A 15091-nucleotide genomic window follows, 5' to 3' on the forward strand; every position below is an offset into this window, starting at 1 on the left:
GACGGCTGACCGTACGGCGGCTGACCGTACGGCGGCTGACCGTATGACGGGCGGGGCGTCCGGCGAGCTACCCGCCGGCCACCCCGGCAGAATCCCTCGGCCCGCGGTGACCGTCGACGGGTCGGGTGGCGGTGACCAGCCAGTGCGCGCCGGGGATGCGTACCCCGTCCGGCCCCTCGTACGGGCGCAGCGCCTCGACCAGGAGCTGCCGGGCGACCTCGGGGGGCGGCCCGTCCGCGCGTTGCAGAACGGCCAGCACCGGTCCCGAGCCGAGGAACCCGTCGGCGGCAGCGCCCGCGTCCGGGCCGAACGCCATCGGGGCGTCGACCGGTCGGGTGTGGATGTCGGTGAGGCCGGCCCGCTCCAGCACACCGGTCAGCCGTGCCGCGTCGGCGAGCGAGAACATCGCCGACGCGGGAAGCTGGTCGGCGCTCCGGCCCGGGTGCAGCGCGGACATCGGCGTCACGTACCACGCGTTCTCCGACATGTCGCGTGGACAGACGAAGGCGAGCCGGCCGCCGGAGCGGAGCGCGTACCGGACGTTGGCGAAGGCGGCCACCGGATCGGCGAAGAACATGACGCCGAACTGGCTGATCGCGATGTCGAACGTGCTGCCCGGAAGCGGGTGGACCTGCACGTCGCCCTGGGCGAATTCGACGTTGGCAAGGCCGGCCGCGACCGCCGCGCTCCGGGCGTGGTCGAGTAGCAGCGCGGAGAGGTCGACGCCGAGGACCCGCCCCCGGGGCGCCAGTCGGGCGGCCAGCCGGGTCGTCTCGCCGGTGCCGCAACCGACGTCGAGGATGCGATCCCCGGACCCGATCCGGGCGGCGGCGAGCAGGGTCCGGGTGAGTGCGCCGTTCACCGGAGCATCGCGTTCGCTGAGCCCGGCCCAGTTGACCGCCTCCGGTCCGTTCCACGCCTCGGCCTGGTCGGTGTTGACGATGTGCATTCTCAGATCCCTTCCGGACGCGCGCCGACGAGCAGCCGCGGGGAGGCTGCGGGGGAGGCCGCCGCCAGCTCCCGGTTCGCTCGACGTGGTGGTACCCACCGGTCAAGCGTCGGCTCCATGACCCATGCGCACAACTGCGGGTTGGTTGGGTCTGCCATAAGCTGTGCGCATGCTGGACCCCTGGTCGTTGCAGGTGCTCATCGCGGTCGGCGACCGTGGCTCGTTCTCCGCGGCGGCCTCGGCGCTCTCGTTGACCCAGCCCGCCGTGTCGCGGCAGATCGCGGGCCTGGAACGGCGGCTCGGCGTACGGCTCTTCACCCGGGCCGCCCGTGGGGTCCGACCGACCCCGGCCGGCGCGGTCGCGATCGACCTCGCGCGGGACAGCCTGACCCGGCTGCGTGCCCTGGAGGCCCGGCTCGCCTCCTTCGCCGACCTGGAGACCGGGGAACTGCGGTTGGCGGCCTTTCCCAGCGCCAACACCCACTTCGTGCCCGAGGCGGTCCGCCGGTTCGGGCAGCTCCATCCCGGCGTGACGCTCAGCCTCCGGCAACTGGACCAGATGGCCCTGCTGCCGGCGGTGCAGGAGGGCAGCATCGACCTCGCCCTGGTGACCGAGTGGCACCTCTACGCGGAGCCTTGGGCGGCCCGGAACGCACCTGCCGGTGCCGAGCCGGAACGGCTCGCCGTCGAGGGCGTGGAACTGGTCCCCCTGCTCGACGAGGAACTCCTGGTCGTGCTGCCGGCCCAGCACCGGCTCGCCCGGCGCCGCCGGATCCGCCTGGCCGACCTGGGCGACGAGACCTGGATCGACGGAGCCCATCCCGACTGTCTCGGGCCGGTGACCCCGCTGGCCGAGGCGCTCGGCGCCGCGCCGACGATCGGCTTCTGGTGTGACGACTGGACCGGCAAGCAGGCACTGGTGGCGGCCGGTGTCGGCGTGATGCTCATGCCCACGCTCGCCGCCGTGGCGATGCGCCGCGACGTGGTGCTCCGGCCGACCAGCCCGGTGCTGCCGCCCCGCCGGCTCTACGCGGCGACGGCCGCACCCGCCTTCCGGGCCCCGGCGGTGACCGCGATGCTGGAGATACTGGCCGAGCTCGCGCTCAGTCGCACCTGACCACGGCCAGACGCCGTCCTCGACGGTGGTGGCGCTCGGAGCTCAGAGTTCGGTGACCACCAGGTCGAGCTGGCGGGGGCGACCCGCGACCGCCGGCTGCTCCTCGACGGTGTATTTGAGATCGCGCAGCGCCTCGACCAGTCTGCCGACGGACCGGGGCGCGGCGCCGGCCAGCAGCAGGTCCCGGACCAGCCGGCCCTTGCTCGCCTTGTTGAAATGGCTCACCACCGAACGCCGCGGCACGCCTTCCACCACCTGCTCGTGCAGTACCCGTACCGTCACCGTGCGCTCGGCCAGCCGGCCGGTCGGACGCCACATCGCCGCGTACCCGCTGGAGCGGAGGTCGAGGACGGGGCCGGCGCCGGCCGCCTCGGTGAGCACCGGATCGAGCAGCCCTCGCCAGTACGCCGCCAGCCCGCCCGCCCCGGGCAGGTTCGCCCCGACCGCGCAGCGGTACGCCGGGATCCGGTCGTCGAGCCGCACCACGCCCCAGAGGCCGGAGCAGACCAGGACGGAGCGCCGGGCCCGGGCCCGCGCCGGACCGGGCAGGGTGCCGAGGCCGAGCGCGTCGTAGAGCACCCCGGTGTAGACCTTGGCCGCCGGCTGGGCCGGTGCGGTGCGCAGCCGGGCATTGCGGTCCAACTCCTCGTCCTGCCCCGGGCTGAGCCCGAGCACCTTCCGCGCCCGGTCCCGGTCCGGCCCGGCACAGAGCGCGACGAGCGCGTCCAGCGCGCGTTCCCGACCGGGGGTGAGCGCCGGCTGGCTCAGTGCCGCGGGATCGACCGGCCGGCCGGTCCGGGGCGCGGTCTTCCCTTCCGAGGGAGGGAGCAGGATCAGCACGCGGCAAGCCTACGCAGGAGCCCGCCATGCGGGTACGGGACGGGCCGCCGGGCCCGCCCCGCACCCGGCGCGGAGGGTCGGCGGTCAGGCCGCCAGGCCGAGGGTGTGCTGGGCCAGCAGTTCGCCGTGCTTGCCGGCGGAGGCGTGGCCGGCGTCGAGGTTGCGGCGGGCCTGGTCCCGCAGCGGCTCCATCGCCGGGGTGACCTCGGCGAGGGTCAGCTCGATCTCGCTGACGTGCAGGTCCAGGCCGAGCACGTCGCCGAAGAACCGTCGATAGTACGGCGTCGCGTGGTCCCAGCCCTCCTTGGGCGAGCCGGCGCCGTAGCCGCCGCCCCGGGTGACGATCAGCGCCGCCGGCCGGCCGCGCACCGGCGACTCCTGCCCGGGCGCCAGCCGGGGCTCGGCGAGCAGCATGTCGATCCAGGCCTTGACGTGCTGGGAGACGCCCCAGTTGTAGAGCGGCACGGCCAGCAGGTAGGCGTCGGCGGCGACGAGCTCGTCGACGTAGGTCGCGGCGAGGGCGGCGGCCGTTGCCTGCTCCTCGCTGCGCTGCTCGGGTGGGACGAACGCGGCGGTGACCGCCGAGACCCAGGCGTCGACCGGCACCGGCGACGCGATCAGGTCGCGGCGGGTGATCAGCCCGGACGGGTGGGTACGGGTCCACGCCGCCTCGGCGGTGTCGGCGACGGCCCGGCTGACGGACTGCTCGCCGCGGATGCTGGCGTCGAGTCGGAACAGGCTCACTCTGACCTCCGTAGAAGATCTGCTTACCCGACCAAATTAGCGACCGATCTCCTGTAAGGCAGCAGGACTGTGATTTAGATTATCTTTAAGGCTGTCCTTCTGTATGACAGAAGATCTTTCAAAAAGATAATCTTGCAGGCGAGTATGCTGGTCATGTGCCCGACAGTGCAGCTCCCGCACCACCCGCCGCTCCCTCGCCGGACGGTGGCGGGCAGATCGCCGCAGAGTTGCTCAAGAACGACTTCGCCTGGTCGCTCGGGGTGATCATGCGGCGCTACCTCCGGGCGGCGGACGAGATCGTCGGGGACGTCCCCGGCGGCCCCAGGGGTTACCAGGTCATCGCCTCCGCGAGCCAGCACCTGGCGACCAACCAGGGTGCGATGGCCGCGCAGTTGGGCATCGACCGCACCGTCCTCACCTATCTGATCGACGATCTGGAAGCCGCCGGGCTGGTCGAGCGCCAGCCGGATCCGGCCGACCGGCGCAGCCGCCGGGTGGTCGCCACCGAGGCCGGAGAGACTCTCTGGCGGGAGCGGCACGCGGCGCTCGCCAGGGTCGAGGCGGAGATCCTCGGCGTGCTCGGACAGGACCAGGCGGCCTTCAAGGAACTGCTGCAACAGGTGGCGCTGCACGCCGACCAGCTCGACCCGATGCACAACGCCTGCCAGGTCGTCGAGGAGTTGCAGGAGCCCGACCAGGGGACCCGCCGGCGCCGCCGCCGGGGCTGATCCTCCCGCCGCCGACACGTAGGAACCATTCGGAGCCACCCTCCCGGGCGGATGGGTGGCTGACGGCAATCTCACCACCGCCCATCACCATCACCCTTCCCTCCGAACGTTGGGCAGACGACACCACCGTCCGCACCACGTTCGGGAGGAAAGATGACCATCACATCCGGGCCGGCCGCACGGCCGGGACCCATGCGGCGGGTGACCGGGGCACTCGCCGCCGCCACCTGTGTCGTGCTCGCCGGTGCCGTTGCCGGACTCGGACCGAGCACCGCAGGGGCGTCCAGCCACCGTGAGGCCCCGCTGGTCGCCATGGACCCGGCGATCGACAACACCGACCTCTACGCCTTCGTCAGCCCGGAACGCCCGGGCTACCTGACGTTCGTCGCCAACTGGATACCGTTCGAGGAGCCGGACGGGGGACCGAACTTCTATCCCTTCGCGACGGACGCGGCGTACAACATCAAGGTCGACAACGACGGCGACGCCAGGCCGGACGCGACGTTCCGGTGGACGTTCCAGAACGTCGACCGGCGCCGCAACTCGACGTTCCTCTACAACAACGGCCCGGTCACCAGCCTCGACGACGAGAACCTGCTGTTCCGGCAGACCTACCGGCTGGAATCGTCCTTCGACGGCGCGCCCTTCACCACCCGGGTCACCGGTGGGATGGTCGCCCCGTCCCGGGTCGGCAACGCCGCCATGCCCGACTACGCCAAGCTGCGCCGGGACGCCACCGTGACCCTGCCCGGCGGCTGGAAGGTCTTCGCCGGCCAGGCGGACGACCCGTTCTTCCTGGACCTGCGGGTCTTCGACCTGCTCTACGGCGGGGACCTCAGCGAGACCGGTCGGGACACCCTGGCCGGCTACAACGTCAACAGCATCGCCCTCCAGGTGCCGTTCGAGGACGTGGCACTCGGCGGTGACCCGAGACGCAACCCGGTGATCGGTGTCTGGGCGACGACGGACCGGCCCCGGGTCCGGATCTCCGGCAAGGTCGGCGAGGTCCCGCGCGGCGGCGACCGGGTGCAGGTCTCCCGGCTGGGCAACCCGCTGGTCAACGAGGTCGTGGTGCCGGCCGGCCTGAAGGACACCTTCAACTCCCTGCCGCCCGAGAAGGACGCCACCATTCCGGCGGTGGTCGCCCGGGTCACCAACCCCGAGCTGCCGCGCCTGGTCGAGGGCATCTACGGCGTACCGGCCCCGGCGACGCCCCGGCAGGACCTCGTGGAGATCTTCCTGACCGGGATCACCACGAAGACACCGGACGGTCCGATCAAGGTCGACCTCAATTCCCAGCTCAACAACCAGGACGTACGGCCGAGCCGGTTCCGCCCGGCGGAAATGCTCCGACTGAACCTGTCGACGCCGGTGGCCGAGGCACCGAACCGGCTCGGCGTTCTCGGCGGCGACCTCCAGGGCTTTCCGAACGGGCGGCGGCTCACCGACGACGCCGTCGACATCGCGCTGCAGGCGGTGCAGGGCGCCGCCCAGACCGGCAAGCTCGTCGACGCGCTCGCCGCCGGAGACCGGGTGGACGCGAACGACAACGCCTTCGGCGACTCCTTCCCGTACCTGGCCCTGCCGAACGTCGGTGCGGTCAACTCCGCCGCCGGCGGCGGAGCCGGCACCGGAGCCGCCCCGGACGGCAGGGGCGCCGCGTCGGCGCAGCCGGTCGACCCGTCGGCAACCCCGGGCAGCCTCGCCGGGCTGGCCAGCCGCGACGGCGGCGACATACCCGCCACGACGGTGGCCACCACCGTCGCCTGGGGCCTGGCCGGCGTCGCCGCCGCGCTCGGCACCCTGCTGGTGGTCGGCTGGCTGCGCCGGCGCCGACGGCCCGCACCCGTCGACTCCGAACCGACCCGACCGCTGTGACGTCCTGCCCGGGGGCAGGGTGGCCGCGTGCCGGCCCTGCCCCCGGGCCCCGAGACCGGAGGAGAAGGAAGAGATGAGGCGGCTACCACGAATCGGGGTCCGGTCCCTGCTGGTCACGGGCCTGGTGGCGGCACTGCTGCTCGGTGCCGGGGCGCTGCGCGGACTCCGCCCGCCGGAGGATCCGGCACCGGTTGCCGGCGAGGTCGTGCCGCGCGTCGACCGGCTCGCCGCAACGATCGACCGGGCACAGGAACAGCTCCGCCGGGTTCCCGGCGACCACGTCACCTGGGCGGCGCTCGGCATGGCGTACCTGGAGAAGTCCCGGATCAGCGCGGACCCGAGCTGGTTCGGCAGGGCCGAAGGGGCGCTGCGCCGCTCCCTCACGCTCCGGCCGGACGGCAACGACCCGGCGCTGGCCGGGCTCGGCGCCCTGGCGAACGCCCGGCACGACTTCACCGGTGCCGCCGGGTACGCCCGGCAGGCGCTGCGGATCAACCCCTACAGCGCGGAGGCGTACACGGTGCTCGGTGACGCGCAGACCCAGCTCGGCCGGGCCGACGAGGCGACCGGGGCGGTGCAGTCCCTGCTCGACCTCCGCCCCGGGCTGCCCGCGCTGACCCGGGCCGCCTACGACCGGGAGCAGCGGGGCCGGACCGCCGAGGCGGACGCCCTGCTGCGGCAGGCCCTCGACCTCGCCCTCGACCCCGCCGACATCGCATTCTGCCGCCACCAGCTCGGTGAACTGGCCTGGAACTCCGGGGACCTGTCCGGGGCGGAACGCGAGTACGCCGCCGGCCTGGCCGCCGACCCCGGCTATCCACCGCTGCTGCACGGGCGGGCGAAGGTGGCCGCCGCACGCGGCCGGCTCGACCAGGCCCTCGCCGGCTACGCCGAGCTGACCGCCCGGTCACCGACCCCCGGCTACCTGCTCGACCACGCCGAGCTGCTCGACGCCGCCGGCCGGGGCGCCGAGGCCGACGTGCAGCGCCGCCTGGCGGAGGCCGCGCACCGGCTCTTCACCGCCGGCGGCGGCACCGACGACCTGACCGGGGTCGCGCTGGCGCTGGCCCGGTCACGCCCGGCCGAGGCGCTGACCCTGGCCCGGCGGGAGTGGCAGCGGCGCCAGTTCGCCGAGGTGGCCGACGCGCTCGCCGTGGCCCTGCACGCCAACGGGCGGGACGCCGAGGCGCTCGGCCACGCCCGCCGCGCCGAGTCGCTGGGCGCCCGCGACGCCCGGTACGCGTACCACCGGGGAATCATCGAGCTGGCACTCGGCAACCGGGACGAGGGCCGGCGGCACCTGCGACGGGCGCTCGACATCAACCCGTACTTCTCGCCCGTGGACGCGCCGGCCGCCGCGCGCACCCTGGAGAGGCTGGGACCGGCATGAGACGCATCGCATGCCTGGCGCTGGCAGGGCTCTGCCTCGGAGTGTCGCTGGGGCTCGTCGGCGCGGTCGCCGCACCGCCGAGCCCGGCCGGCGCCCACCCCCTCGGCAACTTCTCGGTCAACCAGCTCGCGACGGTGCGACTCCACACCGACCGGATCGAGGTCGGTGTGGAGGTCGACCTCGCCGAACTGCCCACCGCGCAGGAGTCCGGCACGGTCGACGCGGACGGCGACGGCACGGCGAGCGGGCCGGAGCGGGCGGCACACGCGACCGCCTCCTGCGGCCGGTTCGCCCGGGACTTCGAGGTCACCGTCGCCGGCCGCCGGCTCGGCTGGACGCTCGGCGACAGCGCCTTCGAGTACGCCCCCGGCAGCGCCGGCCTGCCCACCAGCCGGCTGCGCTGCCGGTTGGACGCCGGCACCGTGATCGGGTCGGCGACGACGGTGGAGATCGTGAACCGGTTCCGGGTGGACCGGATCGGCTGGCGCGAACTGACCGCCGTCGGCCACGGGGTGCGGATCGTCGACTCGCCGCTGCCGGCGCGGGATCTCAGCGGCGGGCTGCGGGCGTACCCGGAGGATCTGCTCAGCTCACCGCCGGACGTGCGGTCGGCGCGGCTGCGGGTGGAGCCGGGGACCGGCGGTGCTGGCACGGGGCCCGAAGCCGGTGGCACGGAGCCCGGCGTCGATGGCTCTGTGGCGGGCGCGGCCCTGCCGGGAGCCGCGACGACCGCCTCCGGCACGTCGCGGGCGACCGGCTGGACCGCCGGTGCGGAGCGGCGGTTGCGTGACCTCGCCGGCAGCCGGCAGCTGACGCCGCTGGTCGGGGTGCTGGCCGTGCTGCTCGCCCTGGTGCTCGGGGCGGCACACGCCGCACTGCCCGGCCACGGCAAGACCGTGATGGCCGCCTACCTCGCCGGTCGGGCCGGGCGGCCGAGGGACGCCGTCGCCGTCGGCGCGACGGTGACGCTCACGCACACCGGCGGCGTGCTGGTGCTGGGCCTGCTGCTGACCACGGTGGCCGGGCTGGTCGGCGAGACCGTCCTCGGCTGGCTCGGCGTGGTCAGCGGCGGCCTGGTCGCGGTGGTCGGCGCGAGCATGCTGCTCGACCTGCGCCACCGCGACCGCGACCGCCCGCACCACCACTCCCACGATCACTCCGGCCACTCCCACGATCACCCCGGCCACTCCCACGATCACCACCACGAGGGCCACGGTCACCACCACCAGCATGGAACGAGCCGGCTCGGCATCCTGGGGCTCGGTGTCTCCGGCGGCCTGGTACCCAGCCCGTCCGCCCTGGTGATCCTGCTCGGCGCGATCGGCCTCGGGCGCACCGGATTCGGCGTGCTGCTCGTGCTCGGCTACGGCGCCGGCATGGCGGCCACGCTCACCGCTGCGGGCCTGCTGGTGGTGCGGCTGCGACAGCGCTGGGACCAGCGGGGTCCGGGCCGCCGGCTGTTCCGGCGGTGGCACCGGCGCCTGGGCGTACTCCGGTCCGCCGCGCCGGTCGGCACGGCCGGGCTGGTGCTCTCGGTCGGGCTGGTCCTGGTCGGTCGCGCTCTCGGCACGGTCGCGTGAACACCGAAGCGTGTCCCGCGTGTCGGGCAACCTCCCGTGGTCCAGCGTGGACCACCGATGGAAGGCTGAGGCCATGACGGAATCCAGCGGCACACCGCGCCGGCCGGATCATCTCGCGGCGGTGCCGGCGGCCGGCCCCGCGACCGGACGGGCCGCGGTGGACAGGCCGGCCGGTGTGGACGGACGAGCCGAGATGGACGGATTGTTGCGGGCGGTGGCCCTCGGTGACGAGGCGGCGTTCGCCCGGCTCTACGACCTGATGGCCCCCCGGGTGTACGGCCTGGTCCGCCGGGTGCTGCGGGATCCGGCCCAGGCCGAGGAGGTGGCCCAGGAGGTGCTGGTCGAGGTGTGGCGGACGGCGCCCCGGTTCGACCCGGCCCGGGGCTCGGCGGCGAGCTGGATCTGCACCATCGCGCACCGTCGGGCGGTGGACCGGGTCCGCGCGGAGCAGGCCAGCGCCGAGCGCCAGCTCCGGGTCGGCACGAGTCCGGCCGAGACGTCGTACGACGAGGTGCCCGAGCAGGCCGCCCGCCGGCTGGAACAGCAGCAGGTACGGCGCTGTCTGCGCGACCTGACGGACCTGCAACGCGAGGCGATCACGCTCGCCTACTACGCCGGCCACACCTACCGGGAGGTCGCCGAGCTGCTGGGTGCCGCGCTGCCGACGGTGAAGACCCGGATGCGGGACGGGCTGATCCGGCTGCGGGACTGTCTCGGCGTACTCGGGGTCGAGGAGGTGACCCGGTGAGCGACATCCACACCCTGGTCGGGGCGTACGTGCTGGATGCTGTCGACGATCTCGAACGGGCCGCGTTCGACCGGCACCTGGCCGACTGCGACTCCTGCGCCGCCGAGGTCGGCGAGCTGCGGGAGACCGCCGCCCGGCTGACCGACGGTGCCTGGTCGGTACCGCCGCCCCGGTTGCGGGCCGAGGTGCTGGGGCAGGTCTCCCGGACCCGTCAGGAACGGCCGGGACGCCTGCCGGGCCGGGACGGCCGGACAGCACTCTCCCGGTGGCGTGCCGTCACCGCCGGAGCGGTCGCCGCCGCGATCCTGGCCGTGGCCGCCGGCGTGACCGGCTATCTGGTGCAGCAGCAGCGGGTCCGCGACGAGCGGGCCGCCACCGTCGCCGCCCGGGCCGAGCTGGAGCGGGTGCGGGACATCCTCGACGAGCCGGATCTGGTGGTGCGTCGGGAGGGGCTCGCCGGCGGTGGCCGGCTCTCCGTCTTCCGCTCCCCGGCCGGGGACACCGGAGTGGTGCTGCTGGCCGGTGCGCCGCCGGTGCCCGACGACCGGGCCTACCAGTTGTGGCTGATGGAGGGGTCGACGCCGCGACCGGCCGGCGTGCTGGCCGCCGGGGCCGGCGACGACACGGTGGTGCTGACCGGGATGTCGGGCCGGGACGCGGTCGCGGTGACCGTCGAGCCGGCCACGGGCTCGGCGCAGCCGACCAGCGCCGTACTGGGCAGCGTGCCTCTCGGCTGACCGGGGTGCCGCCGGCCGGGGGTCCCGTGCTGGTTGTCACCCGGATCGACGGTCTGACGGAGAAACGCTGCCGGGCTTGGAGATGGCACAGCACGTGGGTAGACGTGCTATCGAAACGGACGGCACAGTGCGGCGATCGGTTGGCAAGCCTGTCGATTGTCCTGTCCCGGGCCCCGGGGCATGAGTATCTGGGTCTGAACGGACGGACAGCGGGGCACGGATGCCTGTCTCCTCAACGGCACTGCTTCCGCCGACCTCATCGCCGCCCTCGCCTGCCTCGACGTCCAAGATCGCAGATCTTGGAACGGGATGGCTGCTATCGCGACCCTCCGGTTCCAAGATCTGCGATCTTGACGCGCGCCATCGGCGGCGGGGAGGGAGGGCAGGGGATGGGTGGGGGATGGGTGATGGGGTTGTGTGTGGGACGTGGTCGAAGGCGCTGGCGGCAGTAGCTCCTCCCCGGACCACGGGAGTCGGTCCGGGACGAGCAAGGGGGTGAGAAGGCGGGGGCAGCAGGGGCGGGGCAACCAGGGTGTGTTGTGTTGGCGACTGGATTGCAGTCCGTAGCCTGACTACACTGAGTCGTTCTTCGAGCCGGTCGCGGAGGCGCTACGTTCGACGGTCGAGGCTCTCGACGGATAGTTGAGTAGGCTTGGCCGCCCGAGCCTGCGGAGAGGCGAGTGGAGCCCGGCTGGGCGGTGTACGGGATGCAGGGCGGCCGCGCCCGTCCTACCGTGAGGTGATCGCCCTACCGGAAGGTGTCGCGTGCCTGTTCAGGACTGGTTTCTCACCGGGGCGGAGCGGGACAATCCCGACTCCGCCATCCCCGCCTGGACGGAGGGCAACCTCGCCGAGCCCCTGATCCACGGCGCCGCCTACTTCGACCGGCTGACCGCCGAGATCCAGGCGCTGGACGAGGGCGACCACGTCTTCTTCACCGACTGGCGGGGCGACCCGGACGAACGGATGCACGACGGCGGCCCGACCATCGCCGAGCTGCTCGGCGACGCCGCCCGGCGCGGCGTCATCGTCAAGGGCCTGGTCTGGCGCTCGCACCTCGACAGGTTCACCTACAGCCAGGAGGAGAACCGGCACCTCGGCAGGGAGGTGGGGGAGGCCGGCGGCGAGGTGCTGCTCGACCACCGGATCCGGCGCGGTGGCTCACATCACCAGAAGCTCGTCGTACTCCGGCACCCGGGCCGGCCCGAGCGGGACGTCGCCTTCGCCGGCGGCATCGACCTGTGTCACAGCCGGCGCGACGACGCCGAGCATCGCGGGGACCCGCAGGCGGTGCGGATGGCCAGCGCGTACGGCGACAATCCGCCCTGGCACGACGTGCAGCTCGCGGTGCGCGGGCCGGTGGTCGGGGCGCTCGACCTGACCTTCCGGGAACGCTGGACCGACCCGGCCCCGCTGGACCAGTACGGGCCGATCAGCACCGTACGGGACCGGCTGCGCGGTGCCGACCTGCACGCCGAGCCGCTTCCGCCGCAGCCGCCCGACCCACCGCCCTGCGGGCCGCACCGGATCCAGGTGCTCCGGACCTATCCGGCGATGAAACCGGCCTACAGTTTCGCGAAGCTGGGCGAGCAGTCGATCGCCCGGGGCTACACCAAGGCGATCGAGCGGGCCCGGCGGCTGATCTACCTCGAGGACCAGTATCTCTGGTCCCGGGAGGTGGCGACGCTCTTCGCCGACGCGCTGCGGGACAATCCCGAGCTGCACCTGATCGCCGTCGTGCCCCGGCACCCGGACGTGGACGGCCGGCTGGCCCTGCCGCCCAACCAGGTCGGCCGCGAGCAGGCGGTCGCGCTGTGCCGCCAGGTCGCCGCCGACCGGGTGCACGTGTACGACGTCGAGAACCACGCCGGCACCCCGGTCTACGTGCACGCCAAGGTCTGCGTGGTCGACGACGTCTGGAGCAGCGTCGGCAGCGACAACTTCAACCGCCGCTCCTGGACCCACGACAGCGAGCTCTCCTGCGCCGTCCTCGACGACACCCGCGACGAGCGGGAGCCGCGCGACCCGGCCGGTCTCGGCGACGGAGCCCGCCGCTTCGCCCGTGACCTGCGCCTGGCGCTGCTCCGCGAACACCTCGACCGTCCGCCCGGCGGCGACGATGACCTGCTCGACCCGGCATCGGCGATCCGCGCCGTCGACAAGGCCGCGAACGCGCTGCGGGACTGGCACGCGGCTGGCCGGCGCGGGCCCCGGCCACCCGGACGGCTCGTCCCGCACGAGACCCCCCGGCTGCCGTGGCACCAGCGGCTCTGGGCGGTGCCCGCGTACCGGCTCGTCTACGACCCGGACGGCCGGGCCTGGCGCGACCGCCGCGCCGGCACCTGGTAGCAAGGAAGGGCCCCCGCTTATCGTTTTCTGTTGTAGCGGGGGCCCTTCCTAACACCTAGTTGAGCGGGTTGGGCAGGTCGGCGCTGGCCCTCGAAGGCGTGGCGGAGCAGGTCGACCATCCGGAACGTCTCCTCGTCGGGGCCGAGCGTCGGCCGGCCGCCAGGTCGGGTCGCGAAGGATCGAGATCCGGCCTCCCTCGATGGCCCGGCGGAAGACCTCGGCGACGATCCGCGCGCCGACGTCGTCGAGGCGGCCTCCGTCGAGGCGGCCTCCGTCGAGGCGGCCTCCGTCGAGGCGGCCTCCGTCGAGGCGGCCTCCGTCGAGGCGGCCTCCGTCGAGGCGGCCTCCGTCGAGGCGGCCTCCGTCGAGGCGGCCTCCGTCGAGGCGGCCTCCGTCGAGGCGGCCTCCGTCGAGGCGGCCTCCGTCGAGGCGGCCTCCGTCGAGGCGGCCTCCGTTGAACTCGGCCTCGCGGAGGATGTAGAACCAGAGCGGCGTGTGCGTGGTCAGGTCGGCTTCTGCTCGTCGCCGCCGCCGAACGAGCTGGGTGCGGACGGCGCTGCCGCCGGCCGTAGCCGGGGGCTATGTCCCCTGTTCGCGGAGTGGATAGGGGATGAAGGTGCTGCGGTTCTCGTCGAGGTCGAGTTGCCGGCCGATCGGCTGCGCGGCCCGCTGCGGGCAGGTCATCCGCTCGCAGGTCTTGCAGCCCGGCCCGATCGGGGTGGCCGCCTCGGTCGCCTGCAGGTCCATCCCGGCGGAGTAGACGAGCCGGCCGGCGTGCCTCGTCTCGCAGCCCAGCCCGATCGCGAAGGTCTTGCCGGGCTGGCCGTAGCCGCCGTGGTGCCGGGTGACCGTACGGGCGATCCAGAGGTAGCGCTGACCGTCCGGCATCGCCGCCACCTGCGTCATCACCCTGCCCGGCGCGCCGAACGCCTCGTAGACGTTCCACAGCGGACACGTGCCGCCGGAGCGGGAGAAGGGGAAGCCGGTCGCCGACTGCCGCTTGGACATGTTGCCGGCCCGGTCCACCCGGACGAAGGAGAAGGGCACGCCGCGCGCCCGGGGCCGCTGCAGGGTGCTGAGCCGGTGGCAGACGCTCTCCCAGCCCATCGCGAAGTGGTCGGTGAGCAACTCGATGTCGTATCGAATCGTCTCGGCCGTGTCGAGGAATTCGCGGTACGGCAGGATCAGTGCGGCGGCGAAATAGTTTGCCAATCCGACCCGCATCAGGATTTGGGTTTGCAGGTCGGCGAAGTTTTCCTCCTCGATGATTTCGTCGATGACGTCGGCGAATTCCAGCAACGCGATCTGCGCGCCCATCCGGATGGTCTCCTGGCCCGGGCGCAGCGACGTCGACAGGTGCAGGGTGCGGGTCTGCGGCCGGTAGCGGTGCAGGTCGCCGGCGAGCGCGTCGGTGTCCTGCCGGACGATCCGGATGCCGTGCCGCACCGCCAGCCGGTCGTGCAGCGCGGCCCGGGTCTCGCCCCGGCGGATCCCGATCTCGGCGGCCAGTGCCTCGGCGCCCTCGTCCAGCTCCGGGATGTAGTTCTGCCGGCGGTAGAAGAAGTCGCTGACCTGGTCGTGCGGGCTGCGGCCGGGCAGGAGGTCGCGGTCGCCGACCACCTCGGCGAGCTGGTCGTTGGCCTGCCGGTAGCGGCGGTAGAGGTCGATCACCGCCTCGGCCACCTCCGGCAGCTTGCCGGCCAGCTCGGTCAGGTCGGGCAGGTTGGCCCGGCTGGGCAGCGCCTCGCGCAGCTCGGCGACGAGTCGGGGGGTGTCGTGCGGCGCGAAGTAGGCGGTGTCGACGCCGAAGACCTCGGTGATCCGGATCAGCACCGGGACGGTGAGCGGGCGCGAGTCGTGCTCGATCTGGTTGAGGTAGCTGGGGGAGATGCCGAGCTGCCGGGCCAGCTCGATCTGGCTGACGCCGTGCTCCTCGCGCAGCCGGCGCAGTCGGCCGCCCGCGAACGTCTTCGTCACGGCGCCTCCCTCCGCCCGGATCCGGCCACATTAACACATGTGTGAAGCAGCTAA

Annotated in this window: 12 protein-coding genes; 8 read left to right on the forward strand and 4 right to left on the reverse strand. The window is 73.5% G+C overall.

Annotated elements, in window-relative coordinates:
- Positions 1-67: 67 nt before the first annotated feature.
- Entirely contained in the window at positions 68-949 is an 882-nt protein-coding gene (locus ACN27G_RS07235; RefSeq protein ID WP_421492001.1) for a class I SAM-dependent methyltransferase, read from the reverse strand.
- A gap of 169 nt (positions 950-1118) precedes the next feature.
- On the opposite strand from ACN27G_RS07235, the gene ACN27G_RS07240 reads away from it, so the two are divergent.
- Positions 1119-2066, forward strand: a complete 948-nt coding sequence (locus ACN27G_RS07240; RefSeq protein ID WP_421492002.1) for a LysR family transcriptional regulator — start codon at positions 1119-1121, stop codon at positions 2064-2066.
- Between the two features lie 42 nt (positions 2067-2108).
- Here the strand turns inward: ACN27G_RS07240 and yaaA are convergent, their stop codons facing one another.
- Together yaaA and ACN27G_RS07250 are read right to left on the reverse strand one after the other, a co-directional pair.
- A complete protein-coding gene (gene yaaA / locus ACN27G_RS07245) occupies positions 2109-2906 on the reverse strand; it encodes a peroxide stress protein YaaA (RefSeq protein ID WP_421492003.1) in 798 nt (265 codons plus the stop codon).
- 84 nt (positions 2907-2990) lie between these two features.
- Positions 2991-3650, reverse strand: a complete 660-nt coding sequence (locus tag ACN27G_RS07250; RefSeq protein ID WP_421492004.1) for an FMN-dependent NADH-azoreductase — start codon at positions 3648-3650, stop codon at positions 2991-2993.
- Positions 3651-3805: 155 nt separating this feature from the next.
- Here ACN27G_RS07250 and ACN27G_RS07255 point away from each other — a divergent pair, with 155 nt between their 5' ends.
- The 7 genes from ACN27G_RS07255 to ACN27G_RS07285 all read left to right on the forward strand — a co-directional run bounded on the left by ACN27G_RS07255 (position 3806) and on the right by ACN27G_RS07285 (position 13060).
- Complete coding sequence (locus ACN27G_RS07255; RefSeq protein WP_421492005.1) at positions 3806-4378, forward strand: MarR family winged helix-turn-helix transcriptional regulator; 573 nt, start codon at positions 3806-3808, stop codon at positions 4376-4378.
- A 153-nt stretch (positions 4379-4531) separates the two neighbouring features.
- On the forward strand, positions 4532-6256 hold the full coding sequence (locus tag ACN27G_RS07260; protein WP_421492006.1) for a DUF4331 domain-containing protein: 1725 nt from the start codon (positions 4532-4534) through the stop codon (positions 6254-6256).
- 73 nt (positions 6257-6329) lie between these two features.
- A complete protein-coding gene (locus ACN27G_RS07265; RefSeq protein WP_421492007.1) occupies positions 6330-7646 on the forward strand; it encodes a tetratricopeptide repeat protein in 1317 nt (438 codons plus the stop codon).
- Complete coding sequence (locus ACN27G_RS07270; RefSeq protein WP_421492008.1) at positions 7643-9226, forward strand: hypothetical protein; 1584 nt, start codon at positions 7643-7645, stop codon at positions 9224-9226. The genes ACN27G_RS07265 and ACN27G_RS07270 overlap by 4 nt, the downstream gene beginning before the upstream one ends.
- A gap of 73 nt (positions 9227-9299) precedes the next feature.
- A complete protein-coding gene (gene sigK / locus ACN27G_RS07275) occupies positions 9300-9974 on the forward strand; it encodes an ECF RNA polymerase sigma factor SigK (protein ID WP_421492009.1) in 675 nt (224 codons plus the stop codon).
- Positions 9971-10711, forward strand: a complete 741-nt coding sequence (locus ACN27G_RS07280; protein ID WP_421492010.1) for an anti-sigma factor — start codon at positions 9971-9973, stop codon at positions 10709-10711. Before sigK ends, ACN27G_RS07280 begins: the two co-directional genes overlap by 4 nt.
- A gap of 765 nt (positions 10712-11476) precedes the next feature.
- On the forward strand, positions 11477-13060 hold the full coding sequence (locus ACN27G_RS07285) for a phospholipase D family protein (RefSeq protein WP_421492011.1): 1584 nt from the start codon (positions 11477-11479) through the stop codon (positions 13058-13060).
- 579 nt (positions 13061-13639) lie between these two features.
- Here the strand turns inward: ACN27G_RS07285 and ACN27G_RS07290 are convergent.
- Entirely contained in the window at positions 13640-15037 is a 1398-nt protein-coding gene (locus tag ACN27G_RS07290; RefSeq protein ID WP_421492012.1) for a short-chain fatty acyl-CoA regulator family protein, read from the reverse strand.
- Positions 15038-15091: the final 54 nt, after the last annotated feature.

Source organism: Plantactinospora sp. WMMB334 (assembly GCF_049179095.1).
Classification (GTDB): Bacteria; Actinomycetota; Actinomycetes; order Mycobacteriales; family Micromonosporaceae; genus Plantactinospora.